Here is a 15,493-nt window from a genome sequence, read left to right as displayed (position 1 = left end):
GCCGCTCCAGGCAAATTTCATCTGCTGGGCGTCGTTGAACAGGCCCCAATAGGCGCCAACGCTGCCTTCGGAGATTTTCCAGGGCTGATCGAATGCCTCGATGATGTTGTAGTCAATGCCGATGGCATTGGCGCGCGCTACGAAATCGCGGATCACATGCGCCTGCTCGAAATGACCGGGCTGCGCCAGCTTGAAATTGTAACCGTTGCTCGGCCAGCCGAATTCGGCGATCACGATGCGCTTGCCGGGATACATCTGACGGAGCTGGTGATAGCCGCCGATCGCTGCATCGACCGCGGACTGATCGGGGGCGCCTTCCCAATACGGCAGAATATGCACGGCGATGTAGTCGACTGCGGCGACCAGTTCAGGATGGTCGCGCCAGACGCTCCAGATCTCGCCAGTGGTAACCGGTACTGAGACCTGGCGCTTCACCTCCCGGATCGTCTTGATCAGGCGGGCAACATTGATCCGTTCCTTGACGCGGGTTTCCTCGGCTTTCGAGACTTGCGCTGCGGCGCGGGCCAGTTCGACTTCCTCCGGCGACAGGGTCTCGTCGTCGAACAGGATCGTCTCGCCGCGATAGATCGCCTCGTTGGCGAGCACGAGACCGGCGATGTTGGAATTCTTCCGCGCGATCTCGATCGCCGCCGTCAGCTCGGCGGAGTTGCGCTTGCGGCTGGCGATGCGCTCGCGATAGCGCCGGCCATTGCTGGCATCCGGACCCTGTCCCCGCCACTCGCTGTCGTCGAGGCTGCCGCCGAGCCAGGCGCCCACGGTTACGCGCAGGCCGGTTTCGGACGCGACCGGCGGGACCATTTCAAGACCGCGGGTCGAAGCGTAGGTCCGGATGGCGCGGGTATGGGGTGCGAGCATGTTCAGGTCGGCGCGGATTTCCGAAACGCCAACCTGCTTGTCGGGATGCTTGCCATAGGAGACGCTCGCGAGCGGACCCTCAATGTCCGGCGCAGACAGTCTCTTCTCGGAAAAAGCCCACAGACCCGCATGCACGCAGGCCACAAGCGCGACGACAACCGCGACGAGGCGCATTGAACGCGAAACCAAGCGGGGCAGGGTGAAGGTCGCTGCCCCGTCCCCTGGGACAAGCGCCTGCTACGACAGTCAAATAGCTCAAGTGAGCGAGTTTTTCAATCGCACCGCGGCATGGCGAATTGATGACGTCGTTTCGCCTGACATCAACGCGATCATTGCGTCGTTGTTCCGGTCGCCGGCGTGTTGGCGGCTGCCGCAGGCGCCGGCGGTGCTGCCGGATTAACCCAGCATGAATGAACGCGGCCAAGGATGTTCTCTTGCGCCTTCGCGTCAATGATCGGACCTTGCTTCACGACACAGCGGAAAGCCGCCTGGATATGCCCTCCGGGGCAACCGAAGCGGTCGTAAAGGTCCATGTGGCGAAAAGCGGTGTCCAGATCATCCTGAAACAGCCGATGAACCACGCGTCGTCCGATCCAGACGCATTCGGGATTGCCGGCTGGGCCGGTCATCTGCTTGGAGACCTCGGCAAGGTCGTTCAGGCGCTGGGCGTCCCGCTTGGCCTGCTCGGCGGCCTGCTGCTTTGCCTTGTCGCCCGGGTCGTTCTGGGCCATGGCCGGCGCGGCGCCGAGAAGCATGGCAAGGCAGAGGGCGGACAGAACTTGCAAGGGACAGGACGGCATGATGTCGAGATACTCTGGCGCGGTGGTCACTGCATGACAGGCTGGTGGTGCAGTCTATCGTGGAATCCGACGGCAATGGGGCTGCCGGCTGACCCCGTGACATTTCCGCCTTTCCCGCGATTTGTCCAGCTTGCGCGCGACCCAGGAACGCGGTCGCCTCAACGATTTGTCGGCCGAGCGCGTTCATGCGATGGGCGGTGATGCGAGATCGGAAGACGAAGACACCGGATGCATGAACGCTCGTTAACGACGCCGCTGATCCCGGCGGTTGTGCTGGCCGCGGTCGGGGTTCTGATCGCACTCACCTGGTGGTGGCTGGGGCGGCCGGTCGCGATGCCGGCTGCGGGATCGGCCGGCGAGATGCTGCAATGCGTATCCTACGCTCCGTTCCGTGGCGATCAGTCGCCGCTGCGGGACGGCACATATATTTCGGCAGCCCAGATCGAGGACGACCTTGTCCGTCTAAAGGCGGTCACTGATTGCGTCCGCACCTATTCGATCGAACATGGGCTTGACCAGGTGCCGGAAATCGCGCGGCGCGTGGGGCTCAAGGTGATCCAGGGGCTCTGGCTGTCGAGCCAAGCCGACAAGAATCGCGAACAGATTGAAACCGGTACCCGGCTGGCGAAGCAGTTTCCCGACGTGATCCAGTCGCTCGTGGTCGGCAACGAGGTGCTTCTGCGCGGCGAATTGTCGGCCGAAAACGTCGCGGGCTTCCTGCGCGAGGTGAAGGGCAGGGTCGGCGGCGTACCGGTCACCTATGCCGATGTCTGGGAATTCTGGCTGCGCCACCGCGATCTTGCTACCGCGGTCGATTTCGTCACCATCCATATCCTGCCGTATTGGGAGGACTTCCCGATAGCGGCGGGCAACGCTGCGGCCCATGTCGAGTCGATCCGCGAGCGCATGGCGGCCGCCTTCCCGGGAAAGGACATCCTGATCGGTGAGACGGGCTGGCCCAGTGCTGGACGCATGCGCGAGGCGGCGCTTCCCTCGCGTATCAACCAGGCCCTGGTCGTGCAGGAAGTGCTCGCGATTGCCAAAAACAAGGGATACCGCGTCAATGTCATCGAAGCCTTTGACCAGCCGTGGAAGCGTCGGCTGGAAGGGACCGTCGGCGGCTATTGGGGCCTGTTCGACGACGCCACCCGTCGGGCGAAATTCGAGTGGGGGCGGCCAGTCTCCAATCATCCATTCTGGCGGTGGCAGGCGGCAGGCGGGATTGCCTTCGCGGCGCTGATCGTCGCGGTGGCCTTGCGGTCGCGGACCACCAATTTCACGTTGCTGCGGTGGGCAGCCATTGCGGCAATCGCGCTCGCCTCGGGCATTACGATCGGCTGGGCGGCCGAGATGATGCTCTATGAAAGCCTGGGCGTCGGCGGCTGGCTGCGGTCGGTGGCGCTGCTGGCGGCGGCGGCGCTGATGCCGCTGGCTGCCGCGGCCGTCCTGATGCGGGGGGAGCGGCTCGCTTCGTTTTCCGATGTGCTCGCCGGCCGGGGCGGCGCGGCATCGTCGCGGAGCGGCTGGCTCGCGGGTGCCCTCGTTGTCGGGGTCACGGTGCTTGCGATCCAGGTCGCGCTCGGGCTCGTTTTCGATCCGCGCTACAAGGACTTTCCGTTCGCGCCGCTGACGGCACCGATCGTGTCGATCGCGCTCGTCGCGCTCGCAAGCAGCAGCAGCGATTCTGAAGCGGGCCTCGCCGAACGCGTTGCAGCCGCGACGCTCGCGCTTTCGGGGCTCTATATCCTGTTCAACGAAAGCTTCGCCAACTGGCAGTCGGTCTGGCTCTGCGCTCTGCTTTTCGCGCTTTCGATCAGTCTGGTTCGTTTTCGCTGGCCACGGGCCGCGCGAAGCTCACAATGAGCAAGGCGGCGGCCAACGCGGCAAGCCCGACGTTATACAGAACGACACCGAAGGCGGCGGCGACCAGCGAAAGCGCGAAAATCGGGAGCGTCGGCCGCAGCAGGTGGACGATCGCGGCTCCGAGCGCGGTCCAGCCGAAAACCGAATGGTTGAACAGCGTCATGACCAGCTTCCGGGTGGCGCAGAGCCAGGTCTGCGATCCGGCCTGGCATGCAAGCCCGACACTGCTCAGTTCCACGGCGAGGTAGCGTAGATAGAGGGCATAGCCCAAGGCGCCGAGGCCGAGTGCGATCAGCCAGCTGGTCTGGCGCGCGGTTGGGGCAAAGAGCGGACGTGACATCATCAGCACTATGCCGTCGCATAGCTGACCGTACAACCTAGCGCTGGGCGAGCCGCTGGCCATCGAACACGGTAGGCTGGCAGGACAGCCCCGCCGCAGCGAGTGCCGCGCAAAGTCTGGCGGCGGACTCGGCGTTCGCGACCGGGCCGGCAATGAGCCGCAACTCCACCTGACCTCCGCGACCATCGCGCACCGTGATCACCGGGTGGAGACCGTCGAGGAGGGTCGCATGATTTCGCCTGATGCGGTCCCATGCGGCGCGAAGCGAAGCAAGCGTCGGGCCTCCACCGACATCGACCCCGAATGCGGTCTTGGCCGGCTCCGAAACCGCCGACTGCGGAACCGCGGCGCGGCCGGACGCGGAAGGGGGCGTCGCGGTCGGGGATGCGGCCGGAGCGTTGACAATCGGCGCCGGTTCCGGGGCCGGCACAACCGCCGGTTCGGCCGATGGCCTGGCCGCCGTCGAAAGCCGTCCGATCGAACCTGTGACGTCCTCATAATTGCGCTCGAGCGCGGTCATGCGGGCAAGCAGGCGATCGCGGTCCTCGGCAAGGTTGCGAATGGTTTCTGTCACCCGCCGTACTTCATCCTGCGTTTCGAGCAGCGGTGCGGCCCGCTCCACAGCTGGAGCGCCCGAAGCTCCAATGGCAGCCACGAAACGGGCTTTCCCGGTTTCGGTGCGAACCGCAAACGCAACCCCAAGCAGGCACGCGGCCGCCATCCCGCCCCAGAGCCCGATCCGGACCAGGGCGCCGAGATCGACATCGCGCGCACCCGCCAGTGGATCGGCGGAGGCGGGCGCCGCGCCGGACTTTCGTGCCTCGCTGCGAATCATCGCGGAATCCTAGCAGGAACCTGCGGGCCCGGCCTGCCATGGTGGCTTTTCCGCGCGATGCCGAAGAGCTAAGAGGCGAGCCGGAAAAGAAGGAAAATGCCGGATATGGCGGAGCGAACCTGCCTTGCAGTGGTACTGGCCGCGGGAGAAGGCACGCGGATGCGGTCAGCCCTGCCAAAGGTGATGCATCCAATCGGCAGTCAATCGCTGCTGTCGCATGTCTTGCGCGCGGTCGCACGGGCGGGCGCGACCGAATGTTGCGTGGTGGTGGGTCCGGATCATGCCGCTCTGGAGACGGAGACGGCACGCTTTTTTCCGAATGCCGGAATTGCCCGCCAGATGCAGCGGCTTGGAACGGCGCATGCGGTGCTGGCAGCGCGGACCATGCTCGAACGCGGCTTTGACGATATTCTGGTTGTGTTTGCCGACACGCCGCTGATCCGGGCGGAAACGCTGGAGCGGCTGCGCGTGGCCGTGGCGGACGGAGCCGCGGTCGCGGTGGCAGGGTTCGCGCCGGAGGACCCGACCGGCTATGGCAGGCTCATCGCCGCCAATGGCCGGCTGCTCGCCATCCGCGAGCACAACGATGCGAGCGACGCCGAGCGCAAGATCGGATTGTGCAATGGCGGGTTGATGGCGCTCGACGGCCGCCACGCGCTTACCTTGCTGGACCAGATCGGCAACGCCAATGCGAAGCAGGAATTCTATCTGACCGATGCGGTGGCGCTCGCCAATCAGGCGGGGCTGCGCGCCGTGGCCGTCGAAGTTGAGGAGGACGATGTGAGAGGCGTCAATACCAAGGCCCAGCTCGCCGAGACGGAAGGCCTTCTGCAGCAGCGGCTGCGGAAGGCTGCGCTCGAGGCCGGCGTCACCATGATCGCCCCGGAGACGGTATTTCTGTCGGCCGACACGAAGCTGGCAAGCGATGTCACGATCGAGCCCTATGTCGTGTTCGGCCCGGGCGTCACCATCGAGTCGAAAGCCGTGATCCATGCCTTTTCGCATCTTGCCGGCGCGCATGTCGGCGAGGGCGCGTCGATCGGTCCGTACGCGCGGCTGCGCCCTGGCGCCCGAATCGGCAAGAACGCCCGCGTCGGCAATTTCGTTGAGGTGAAGGAAGCGGTCCTGGAGGACGGCGCCAAGGCCAATCATCTGGCCTATATCGGCGACGGACGCGTCGGCGAGGGCGCCAATGTCGGGGCCGGCACCATCTTTTGCAACTACGATGGTGCGTCCAAGCACCGCACCGAAATTGGCAAGGGCGCCTTCATCGGTTCGAATTCCGCGCTGGTGGCGCCGGTCACAATCGGGGACGGTGCCTATGTCGGGTCGGGGTCGGTGATCACCGATGACGTTCCGGCCGACGCGCTCGCGCTCGGCCGTGTCCGGCAGGTCGTTAAGGAAGGCTGGGCCTCGCGCTTGCGCAGCCTGAAGGCGGCGGGCAAGAAGGATCGCGGTTGAGCGTGGTCCCGCCGCGCTCCCGGCTCAGCTTCTGGGTTACAGGCCGAAACGCATCGTGACTTCCGCAAGGGAGCGAATGCGGTTCTAACGGCCGGGGGCCAGGCGTTTCGGAGCGTCATCTCGGCGGGGGGATCGGGCCGCAATGTGCGGAATTGTCGGAATTCTCGGGCGTGAACCGGTGGCAGGCCTTCTGGTCGACGCGCTGAAGCGGCTGGAATATCGCGGCTACGATTCGGCCGGCATCGCAACCGTCGAGAACGGCCATCTGGAGCGCCGCAGGGCCGAAGGCAAGCTCAGGAACCTTCAGGACCGGCTTGGCCGCGAGCCGCTGTCCGGTCTGGCCGGGATCGGTCACACCCGATGGGCAACGCACGGCAAGCCGACCGAGAACAACGCCCATCCCCACGCCACCGACCGGCTAGCCGTGGTCCACAATGGGATCATCGAGAATTTCCGCGAGCTGCGCGAGCAACTCGAGAGACAGGGCGCGCGCTTCGGCACCGAGACCGACACCGAGGTGGTCGCCCATCTCGTCACCGAAGAGATGAAGAAGGGCAGGTCGCCGGTCGAGGCTGTGCGCGCAGCACTGCCGCGGCTGCGCGGGGCGTTTGCGCTGGCCTTCATTTTCGCCGGCGAAGACGACCTGATGATCGGGGCGCGCAAGGGATCCCCGCTGGCGATCGGACATGGCGCCGAGGAAATGTATATCGGCTCCGATGCGCTCGCACTCGCACCGTTCACCGACACCATCTCCTATCTGGAAGAGGGCGACTGGGCTGTGGTGCGGCGCGGCAACGTGCAGATTTTCGACGCCGCCGGCGCGCCGGTGAAGCGCCCCGTGATCAAGACCACGGGCTCGGCGTTCCTCGTCGACAAGGGCAACCATCGCCACTTCATGGCGAAGGAGATTCATGAACAGCCGGAAGTCGTGGCGCATACGCTGTCGCATTATCTGGACATGGCGAACGAGCGCGTGGCGCTTCCCGGCGACCTTCCGTTCGACTTCAGAGCGCTGGAACGAATTTCGATCTCGGCCTGCGGCACCGCCTATTATGCCGGTCTTGTCGCCAAGTACTGGTTCGAGCGTTACGCGCGGCTGCCGATCGAGATCGATGTCGCCTCCGAATTCCGCTACCGCGAGGCGCCGTTGCGCAAGGGCGATCTCGCGATCGTCGTCTCGCAATCTGGCGAGACGGCAGACACGTTGGCTTCGCTGCGCTACGCAAAGGAGCAGGGCCAGCACGTGCTGTCGGTGGTCAACGTCCAGTCTTCGACCATCGCCCGAGAAAGCAACGTGATCATGCCGACACTGGCCGGTCCCGAGATTGGCGTTGCGTCGACCAAGGCTTTCACCTGCCAGCTCGCCGTGCTTGCCTGCCTTGCAATCGCGGCGGGACGCGCGCGCGGCGCGATCGATGAGGCGGAGCAGCGCAAGCTTGTGCGCGCCCTGATCGAGGTGCCGCGTCTCATGAATGAGGCGCTGAAGCTCGAAGGCGAGATCGAATTGCTGGCGCGTGATCTGGGCAAGAGCCGTGACGTGCTCTATCTCGGCCGCGGCACGAGCTATCCGCTGGCCCTGGAAGGGGCGCTGAAGCTGAAGGAAATCTCCTATATCCACGCGGAGGGCTATGCGGCAGGCGAGTTGAAGCACGGACCAATCGCGCTGATCGATGAATCGGTGCCGGTAATCGTCATCGCGCCGCATGACAGCGTGTTCGAGAAGACCGTTTCCAACATGCAGGAGGTCGCTGCCCGGGGCGGCAAGATCATCCTGCTCACCGATGCGAAGGGCGCGGCAGAAGCGGCCATGCCCGGGGTGACCACCATCACGCTGCCGGACATGCCAACCGCGGTAACTCCGCTGGTTTATGCGCTGCCGGTGCAGCAACTGGCCTATTACACGGCGGTTGGGCTCGGCACCGACATCGACCAGCCTCGGAACCTCGCGAAATCGGTGACCGTGGAATAATCGTCCGGCGAGCGTTCCACTCCGCCGCAATTCCTCCGAACTGGGCTATATACGTCGGTCAGCAACCACGTTGAGCCGCATGACCGAAACCAAGAAGCCGCCCGACGACATCATCGAGACCGACCTGCCGCCGCATGGGCTGGGTGCGCGGCTGCGCAACTATTTCCTGACCGGGCTCGTGGTGGCGGGCCCGCTCGCAATCACGGCCTGGCTCATCTCCGCCTTCGTAACCTGGGTGGATGATGCCGTGCGCCCGCTGGTTCCGGACATGTATCGTCCGGAAACCTATTTGCCCTGGAAAATCCCCGGGTCGGGGCTCGTGATCGCGCTGTTCGCGCTCACTCTGCTTGGCTTCCTCACCGCCAATCTGGTTGGCCGGACGCTGGTACAACTGGGCGATCACCTCATCGACCGGATGCCCATCGTGCGGCCGATCTACAAGACGGTGAAGCAGGTGTTTCAGATGCTGTTCTCGAAATCGGGGACGAGCTTCCGCAAGGTCGGTCTGGTGGAGTTTCCGGCGCCCGGCATGTGGTCGCTGGTTTTCATATCCCAGCCGCCAAGCGCCGACGTGGCAAGCCGTCTGCCGGGAGGCGACGACCAGATATCAGTGTTCCTGCCTTGCACACCCAACCCGACGACCGGTTTCTATTTTTATGTTCCACGCAAGAAAATCATCGAACTCGATATCCCGGTGGAGCAGGCGGCAACCCTGATCATGTCGGCCGGAATGATTCAGCCGGGTGTGCCCGCGCCGAACGGACAACCCGGCAGCGTTGCGGCAATGGCCGCGGCCGCAGCGATTGCGCAGACCGCGCGCGAGAATGCGACGAAGGAGCCGGCTGCGTAACGGGCGAGAGTCGGTTGCAACAACGGGGAGACGGGGCGATGAATTTCACGGAAGCGATCCAGTCGGGCTTTCAGAACTACGCAAACTTCAAGGGGCGCGCGCAGCGTTCGGCGTTCTGGTTCTGGAACTTGTTTGCGTTCATTGTCTATGTCGTCGCGACGCTGCTGGATCAGTATATGCTCGACTATGACGGCCCCGGTCCGATCTACGGACTTTGCGCACTCGCGCTGATCATTCCATCGCTTGCCGTGGGGGCGCGCCGGCTGCACGACATCGACCGCACGGGCTGGTGGCAGTTGCTGTCGCTTACTGTTGTCGGGACCATTGTGCTGATCGTTTGGTGGGTGTCGCGCGGCCAGCCAGGACCCAACCGCTTCGGCCCGAACCCGCTCGGCGAGTGATTATCCGGCGTCGATCAGCCGGATCGCGTCGTCGCGCTCGAACAGATAGAGCAGGAGCCGCAATGCCTTGCCGCGCTCGCCTACGAGTGCGGCGTCGCGCGACAGGATGAGGCGGGCATCGTCACGAGCGGCCGGCAGCAAATGACCATGGGCTTCCGGCGAGGCGATGCGGAAAGCCGGCATCCCGCTCTGGCGGGTGCCGAGCACATCACCTTCGCCTCGCAGCTTCAGGTCTTCCTCGGCAATCCGGAAGCCGTCCTCGGTTTCGCGCATGATGGCGAGCCGCGCCTTCGCGGTCTCGCCGAGCGGCGCGCGATAGAGCAGGAGGCAGGTCGACTTGCCGTGCCCCCTGCCGATGCGGCCGCGAAGCTGGTGAAGCTGGGCCAGCCCGAAGCGCTCGGCGTGCTCGATCACCATCACGGTCGCCTCAGGCACATCGACGCCGACCTCGATCACAGTCGTCGAGACCAGCAATTGCGTTTCTCCGACGGAGAAGCGACGCATTGCCTCGTCCTTCTCGCTGCCGCGCATCTGTCCGTGGACCAGATCGACTTCCTTGCCGAAGCGTTTGCGCAGCGTCTTGAAGCGGTCCTCGGCGGCGGCGAGATCACTGGTCTCGGATTCCTCCACCAGCGGGCAAACCCAATAGACCCGCTGGCCGTCTTGCAGCGCACGGCCGACGGCATCCGTCACCTCGGTGAGCCGGTCGAGCGGGATGGTGCGGGTATCGACGGGCTGGCGCCCGGCCGGCTTTTCGCGCAATTCGGAAATATCCATGTCGCCGAAATAGGTCAGCACCAGTGTGCGCGGGATCGGGGTCGCAGTCGTCACCAGCATGTCAACGGCTTCACCCTTGTTCACGAGCGCAAGGCGCTGATGCACGCCGAAACGGTGCTGTTCATCCACAACAGCCAAGGCGAGGTCGCGGAAGGTGACATCATCCTGGAACAGGGCATGCGTGCCGACCAGGATATCGATATCTCCGGTGGCAAGCTTTTCGACCAGTGCGCTCCGGTCCTTGCCGCGTTCGCGTCCGGTCAGAATGGCGGCGCGGATGCCGACCGCCTCGGCGAGTGGCGCGATCGTATTGAAATGCTGGCGAGCGAGAATTTCGGTCGGCGCCATCAGCGCGGCCTGACGGCCACTTTCGATCACGGCAGCGGCGGCGAGCAGAGCCACCACGGTCTTGCCGGAGCCGACATCACCCTGCAACAGGCGCACCATGCGCTCAGGCTTGCTGAGGTCCACTACGATCGCCTCGAGTGCGCGGTGCTGCGACAGCGTCAGCGAATAGGGCAGTGCTGCGATGATGGCGCGGCGCAGATGACCGTTGCCGGCATGCGCACGACCCGCGCGCTTTCGATTATGCGCGCGCATCAGTCCGAGCGCGAGCTGGCTGGCGAGAAGTTCGTCATAGGCAAGCCGCGTGCGTGCCGGTCCCTCGGGCGCGATATCGTTCATGTCGCGCGGCCGGTGCAAAGTTTGGAGCGCATCGCCGAAGGGCGGGAAGCCGTTCTTTCGCAAGAACGCTGTTTCCTGCCATTCCGCCAGCGCCGGAATCTTCGAGAGTGCGTTGTCGATGGCTTTCACGATCATGTTCGCCGTGATGCCCTCGGTCAGCGGATATACCGGCTCAATCATGGGCAAGGCGGCGAGGCCTTTTTCGTCGACCACGCGATCCGGATGCACCATCTGCAACATGCCGTCATAGAACGCCGCATTGCCGGAGACGTAGCGGGTTTCGCCCACCGGAAAAAGCTTCTCCAGATAGTCCCGACGCGCGCGGAAATAGGTCAGGATCAGGTCGCCGGTCTCGTCGCTCGCATAGATCAGATGCGGGGCGCGGTCGCGGCCGGGTGGGGCCGGTCGATGGCGGTCGACGGTGACTTTCACCGTCACGACCGAGCCAGGCTCGACCTCGCGGAGTTTAGGGCGCGCCCTGCGGTCGATTGCGCCGGTCGGCAGGTGGAACAGCAGATCGACGAGCCGCGGCTCGTCCTCGCGGCCGAGCAGCCGTCGATACAGCTTTTCGAGCTTCGGGCCGATGCCCGGAAGCGTCGTAATCGCCCTGAAGAACGGATCGAGCAGATTTGGCCGCATGGCGGAGCAGTATCACAGCAGGGCTGATAGGGTGGCGCCCTATGCCTTTCGCATGGGCCTGATCTCGTCCGAAAGTCGGTTCCCACTTTTCCGGATCATGCCTATATACGCGCGCCCGGCCCGTCCGGGCTTTCGGCGTTTTCGGACAAGCAGGATGACCGGTACTACGCGATCGAGCGAGGGGTTGAATGAGCGGCAGCGGCGGCTGCTGTTTCGATCCTGGCATCGCGGCATCCGGGAAACCGATCTGCTGCTCGGCCGTTTTGCCGACGCGCACATTGCCGACCTGTCCGAAAGCGACCTGGAGACCTACGAAAGGCTGCTCGACGTGGCCGATCACGACCTCTATCTCTGGGTCAGCGGCGAACTGGATGTTCCCGAAATTCACCGGTCGGATCTGCTCGAGCGGATCGTGCGCTTCCATAACGGGGGCGGGCGCTGATGGTGAAATCGCCGGCCGAATTTCTGAAGAACGGAAGTCCGCTGACCCTGACGGGTGTCGCCGACGGCGCCGAGGGCCTGGTCGTCGCCGACCTGGCCCGATCCATCGCTGCCGGTCGCGACGCGCCGGCCGTCAGTCTGCTGGTGGTCTGCCGCGACGGGCCGCGTATGGCGGCCTTGGCGCGCGGGCTTTCTTTCTTCGCGTCCGAGATCGAGCGGCTGGAATTCCCGGCCTGGGACTGCCTGCCTTACGACCGCGTGTCGCCGCATGCCGGAGTGCTCGCGCAACGCATGACGACGCTGTCGCGACTCGCCAACGTGCAGGGGCGAGAAAAGCCGGCGGTCGTGCTGACCACGGTCAACGCGATCCTGCAGCGGGTGCCGCCGCGCACGCTGGTGATTGGGCTGTCACTGTCTGCCGCGCCCGGCAACGTTCTGCCAATGGAGCGCGTCGCCGGGTGGCTGGAACTGAACGGATACACCCGCGTGTCCACCGTGCGCGAGCCCGGCGATTATGCGGTTCGCGGCGGCATCCTCGACCTGTTCGCGCCCGGCATGGGCGACCCGGTCCGGCTCGATTTCTTCGGCGATCAGATCGAGACGATCCGTGCCTTCGATCCGGAGACCCAACGCACGCAATACGACCTGCGTGCGCTCGACCTCGTGCCGGTCTCGGAATTTCAGCTCACCTCGGACACGATCCGACGATTCCGGCTCGGCTATGTCGAGGCGTTCGGCGCTGCGACCCGCGACGACCTGCTCTACGAGGCGGTGAGCGAAGGCCGCCGCTATCCCGGCATGGAGCATTGGCTGCCGCTGTTCCACGACCATATGGACACGCTGTTCGACTATCTCGGCCGGACCCCGGTGGTGCTCGAACCGCTGGCCGATGACGCCGCCCATGAGCGGATCGCTCAGATCGTCGACTATTACGAGGCGCGGCAGAACGCACCGCAGGGGGTGGGGGGCGTGCCGTACAAGCCGCTGCCGCCGCAGCGTCTCTACTTCACCGAAGACGAATGGAAGAACCAGCTCGCGCGGGTGAAACTCGCGCGCATGACTCCGTTCGCCGTACCCGCGAGCGACGGCGCGGTGGTGGTCGATATCGGCACCAGGCAAGGCCACAATTTCAGTGCCGAGCGCGCCGAGGCCGATGGTAACGTGTTCGATGCCGTGGTGCGACATGTCGCCGGCCTGCAGCGCGGCGGCAGGCAAGTGGTGGTTGCGCTGTGGAGCGATGGCGCCCGCGACCGCATGAGCCACGTGCTGCGCGACCACGGTCTCGCCAATCTCGTCAATGTCGGCTCGTGGCAGGAGGCGCTGGCACGGCCCGTGACCGATGTCGCGCTTGCGGTGCTCGGTCTGGAATCCGGTTTCGAGACCGGGCAGGCCGCGATCATCGGAGAACAGGACATCCTCGGCGACCGCCTGGTCCGTCCGCGCCGCGCGTCCAAGAAAGCCGAGAATTTCATCGCCGAGGCGACCAGCCTGTCGGCCGGCGATCTGGTCGTTCACGTCGATCACGGCATCGGACGCTTCATCGGTCTTGCGACCATCGAGGCGGCGGGCGCGCCGCATGACTGCCTCGAACTGCATTATGCCGGCGGCGACAAGCTGTATCTCCCGGTCGAGAACATCGAACTGCTTTCGCGTTACGGATCGGAGGACCTCGAAGTCGATCTCGACCGGCTCGGCGGCACCGGCTGGCAGGCCCGCAAGGCGCGGATGAAGAACCGCATCCGCGAGATCGCGCACGAGCTGATGAAGGTCGCGGCCGAGCGGAAACTGCGCGAGGCGCAGAAGCTCACGGTGCCGTCGGGCGCCTATGACGAATTCTGCGCCGGCTTTCCGTACGAGGAGACCGAGGACCAGCAGGCCGCGATCGACGCTACGCTCGACGATCTCGCTTCCGGCCGACCCATGGACCGGCTGGTCTGCGGCGATGTCGGCTTCGGCAAGACCGAAGTGGCTTTGCGGGCGGCTTTCGTCGCGGCAATGAGCGGCAAGCAGGTGGCGGTGGTGGTGCCGACCACGCTGCTGGCGCGTCAGCACTACAAGACCTTCACCGAACGCTTCCATGGCTTCCCGGTGAAGATCGGGCAGGCGTCGCGGCTGGTAACGTCGGCCGATCTCGCACAGACCCGCAAGGCGCTGGCCGAGGGCACGCTCGACATCGTCGTCGGTACCCATGCGCTGCTGGGCAAGAACATCAAGTTCAAAGACCTCGCTTTGGTGATCGTCGACGAGGAGCAGCATTTCGGTGTCGCGCACAAGGAGAAGCTGAAGACGCTGCGCGCGGAAGTGCACATGCTGACGCTGACGGCGACCCCGATCCCGCGCACCCTGCAGCTCGCACTGACCGGCGTGCGCGACCTGTCGCTGATCGCTTCGCCCCCCGTCGATCGCCTTGCGGTGCGTACCTTCGTGTCGCCATTTGATCCTATTGTTGTGCGCGAGGCGATCCTGCGCGAACGCTATCGCGGGGGGCAGAGCTTCTATGTCTGTCCACGCATCGAGGACCTCGCGGGTGCGAAAGAATTCTTCGACAAGACCGTACCGGAGGTGAAGGTCGCGGTGGCGCATGGCCAGATGCCTCCGACCGCACTGGAAGACATCATGTCGGCGTTCTACGACGGCAAGTTCGACGTGCTGCTCTCGACCACCATCATCGAGTCCGGGCTCGACATCCCCACCGCGAATACACTGATCGTGCACCGGTCCGACCGCTTTGGCCTGGCGCAGCTCTATCAGCTACGCGGCCGGGTGGGGCGATCGAAAATCCGCGCCTATGCACTGTTCACGCTGCCGGCGGAGAAACGCATTACCGCGCAGGCGGAGCGGCGGCTCAAGGTTCTGCAGTCGCTCGACACGCTGGGAGCCGGCTTCCAGCTTGCCTCTCACGATCTCGATATCCGCGGCGCCGGCAATCTGCTCGGCGAGGAACAGTCCGGCCATATCAAGGAAGTCGGCTTCGAACTGTATCAGCAGATGCTGGAAGAGGCGGTGACCTCGCTCAAGGCCGGCATCACCGAGCCGGTTGCGGACCAATGGTCGCCGCAGATCACGGTCGGCACGCCCGTGCTCATTCCGGAGGACTATGTCGCGGACCTGTCGGTACGGCTCGGGCTGTACCGGCGGATCGCCACCGTCGAGACCGAGCAGGAGATCGAGGCGTTCGGCGCCGAACTGGTCGACCGCTTCGGTCCGCTGCCGGAGGAGGTCAAGCATCTGCTGCAGATCGTTGCCATCAAGCTGCTGTCGAAGCGCGCCAATGTCGAGCGCATCGATACCGGGCAGAAGGGCGCGGTGCTCCAGTTCCGTGACAACACATTCGCCAATCCGGACGGTCTGCTACGCTACATCGCGAGCCAGTCACCGATCGCCAAGGTGCGGCCGGACATGAAAGTGGTGTTCCTGGATGACTGGCCCAAGCCGGTGCAGCGGCTGCTCGGCACCACGAAAATCCTGCGCAACCTGGTGAAGATCGCGGAGGGCAAGAAGGCGGCCTGACGTGGAGTGACAAACTCTCCCGCTCGTCCCCGCGAAAGCGGGGATCT

General features: G+C 64.8%; 11 protein-coding genes and 1 pseudogene. 7 read left to right on the top strand and 5 right to left on the bottom strand.

Annotated elements, in window-relative coordinates; translation table 11 throughout:
* Together AB7F49_RS22240 and AB7F49_RS22235 are read right to left on the bottom strand one after the other, a co-directional pair.
* Nucleotides 1–1,050 (bottom strand): annotated as a pseudogene (locus AB7F49_RS22240) (glycosyl transferase family 2); the annotation flags it as partial.
* Nucleotides 1,051–1,205: 155 nt separating this feature from the next.
* Nucleotides 1,206–1,706: a beta-1-3, beta-1-6-glucan biosynthesis protein gene (locus AB7F49_RS22235; RefSeq protein ID WP_428526380.1), complete on the bottom strand. Its 501-nt coding sequence runs from the start codon at nt 1,704–1,706 to the stop codon at nt 1,206–1,208.
* Between the two features lie 198 nt (nt 1,707–1,904).
* Between AB7F49_RS22235 and AB7F49_RS22230 the strand changes: the two genes are divergently transcribed.
* The gene (locus tag AB7F49_RS22230) at nt 1,905–3,539 is read left to right on the top strand and encodes a beta-(1-6) glucans synthase (RefSeq protein ID WP_428526378.1); all 1,635 of its coding nucleotides are present in this window, start codon (nt 1,905–1,907) and stop codon (nt 3,537–3,539) included.
* Here AB7F49_RS22230 and AB7F49_RS22225 read toward each other — a convergent pair.
* Both AB7F49_RS22225 and AB7F49_RS22220 read right to left on the bottom strand, forming a co-directional pair.
* Nucleotides 3,490–3,882: a hypothetical protein gene (locus tag AB7F49_RS22225; protein WP_428526376.1), complete on the bottom strand. Its 393-nt coding sequence runs from the start codon at nt 3,880–3,882 to the stop codon at nt 3,490–3,492. The genes AB7F49_RS22230 and AB7F49_RS22225 overlap by 50 nt on opposite strands.
* Nucleotides 3,883–3,916: 34 nt before the next feature.
* On the bottom strand, nt 3,917–4,714 hold the full coding sequence (locus AB7F49_RS22220) for a hypothetical protein (protein WP_428526374.1): 798 nt from the start codon (nt 4,712–4,714) through the stop codon (nt 3,917–3,919).
* 105 nt (nt 4,715–4,819) lie between these two features.
* Between AB7F49_RS22220 and glmU the strand changes: the two genes are divergently transcribed.
* The 4 genes from glmU (at nt 4,820) to AB7F49_RS22200 (ending at nt 9,395) form a co-directional block, all read left to right on the top strand.
* The gene (gene glmU / locus AB7F49_RS22215; RefSeq protein WP_428526386.1) at nt 4,820–6,175 is read left to right on the top strand and encodes a bifunctional UDP-N-acetylglucosamine diphosphorylase/glucosamine-1-phosphate N-acetyltransferase GlmU; all 1,356 of its coding nucleotides are present in this window, start codon (nt 4,820–4,822) and stop codon (nt 6,173–6,175) included.
* A gap of 142 nt (nt 6,176–6,317) precedes the next feature.
* Nucleotides 6,318–8,144: a glutamine--fructose-6-phosphate transaminase (isomerizing) gene (gene glmS, locus AB7F49_RS22210; RefSeq protein ID WP_428526373.1), complete on the top strand. Its 1,827-nt coding sequence runs from the start codon at nt 6,318–6,320 to the stop codon at nt 8,142–8,144.
* A gap of 79 nt (nt 8,145–8,223) precedes the next feature.
* Nucleotides 8,224–8,994, top strand: a complete 771-nt coding sequence (locus tag AB7F49_RS22205) for a DUF502 domain-containing protein (RefSeq protein WP_428526371.1) — start codon at nt 8,224–8,226, stop codon at nt 8,992–8,994.
* Between the two features lie 38 nt (nt 8,995–9,032).
* Entirely contained in the window at nt 9,033–9,395 is a 363-nt protein-coding gene (locus AB7F49_RS22200) for a DUF805 domain-containing protein (RefSeq protein ID WP_428526369.1), read from the top strand.
* Here AB7F49_RS22200 and recG read toward each other — a convergent pair whose 3' ends face one another.
* Complete coding sequence (recG, locus tag AB7F49_RS22195; protein WP_428526367.1) at nt 9,396–11,495, bottom strand: ATP-dependent DNA helicase RecG; 2,100 nt, start codon at nt 11,493–11,495, stop codon at nt 9,396–9,398. It abuts the gene before it with no gap.
* A 154-nt stretch (nt 11,496–11,649) separates the two neighbouring features.
* On the opposite strand from recG, the gene AB7F49_RS22190 reads away from it, so the two are divergent.
* Nucleotides 11,650–11,937, top strand: coding sequence for a succinate dehydrogenase assembly factor 2 (locus tag AB7F49_RS22190; RefSeq protein WP_428526365.1), 288 nt, complete (start codon nt 11,650–11,652; stop codon nt 11,935–11,937).
* Complete coding sequence (mfd, locus tag AB7F49_RS22185) at nt 11,937–15,446, top strand: transcription-repair coupling factor (RefSeq protein WP_428526363.1); 3,510 nt, start codon at nt 11,937–11,939, stop codon at nt 15,444–15,446. The genes AB7F49_RS22190 and mfd overlap by 1 nt, the downstream gene beginning before the upstream one ends.
* Nucleotides 15,447–15,493: the final 47 nt, after the last annotated feature.

Source organism: Pseudorhodoplanes sp. (genome assembly GCF_050250235.1).
Lineage (GTDB): Bacteria > Pseudomonadota > Alphaproteobacteria > Rhizobiales > Xanthobacteraceae > Pseudorhodoplanes.
Note: the sequence above shows the minus strand (reverse complement) of the source record. Positions and strands in the feature narration are given on the sequence as shown.

What these genes read in the sequence shown, in the direction of transcription:
- AB7F49_RS22230 (WP_428526378.1), top strand. Translation starts at nt 1,905, where the DNA reads ATGCATGAACGCTCGTTAACGACGCCGCTGATCCCGGCGGTTGTGCTG.
- glmU (WP_428526386.1), top strand. Translation starts at nt 4,820, where the DNA reads ATGGCGGAGCGAACCTGCCTTGCAGTGGTACTGGCCGCGGGAGAAGGC.
- glmS (WP_428526373.1), top strand. Translation starts at nt 6,318, where the DNA reads ATGTGCGGAATTGTCGGAATTCTCGGGCGTGAACCGGTGGCAGGCCTT.
- AB7F49_RS22220 (WP_428526374.1), bottom strand. Translation starts at nt 4,714, where the DNA reads ATGATTCGCAGCGAGGCACGAAAGTCCGGCGCGGCGCCCGCCTCCGCC.
- mfd (WP_428526363.1), top strand. Translation starts at nt 11,937, where the DNA reads ATGGTGAAATCGCCGGCCGAATTTCTGAAGAACGGAAGTCCGCTGACC.
- AB7F49_RS22225 (WP_428526376.1), bottom strand. Translation starts at nt 3,882, where the DNA reads ATGATGTCACGTCCGCTCTTTGCCCCAACCGCGCGCCAGACCAGCTGG.
- AB7F49_RS22205 (WP_428526371.1), top strand. Translation starts at nt 8,224, where the DNA reads ATGACCGAAACCAAGAAGCCGCCCGACGACATCATCGAGACCGACCTG.
- recG (WP_428526367.1), bottom strand. Translation starts at nt 11,495, where the DNA reads ATGCGGCCAAATCTGCTCGATCCGTTCTTCAGGGCGATTACGACGCTT.
- AB7F49_RS22200 (WP_428526369.1), top strand. Translation starts at nt 9,033, where the DNA reads ATGAATTTCACGGAAGCGATCCAGTCGGGCTTTCAGAACTACGCAAAC.
- AB7F49_RS22190 (WP_428526365.1), top strand. Translation starts at nt 11,650, where the DNA reads ATGACCGGTACTACGCGATCGAGCGAGGGGTTGAATGAGCGGCAGCGG.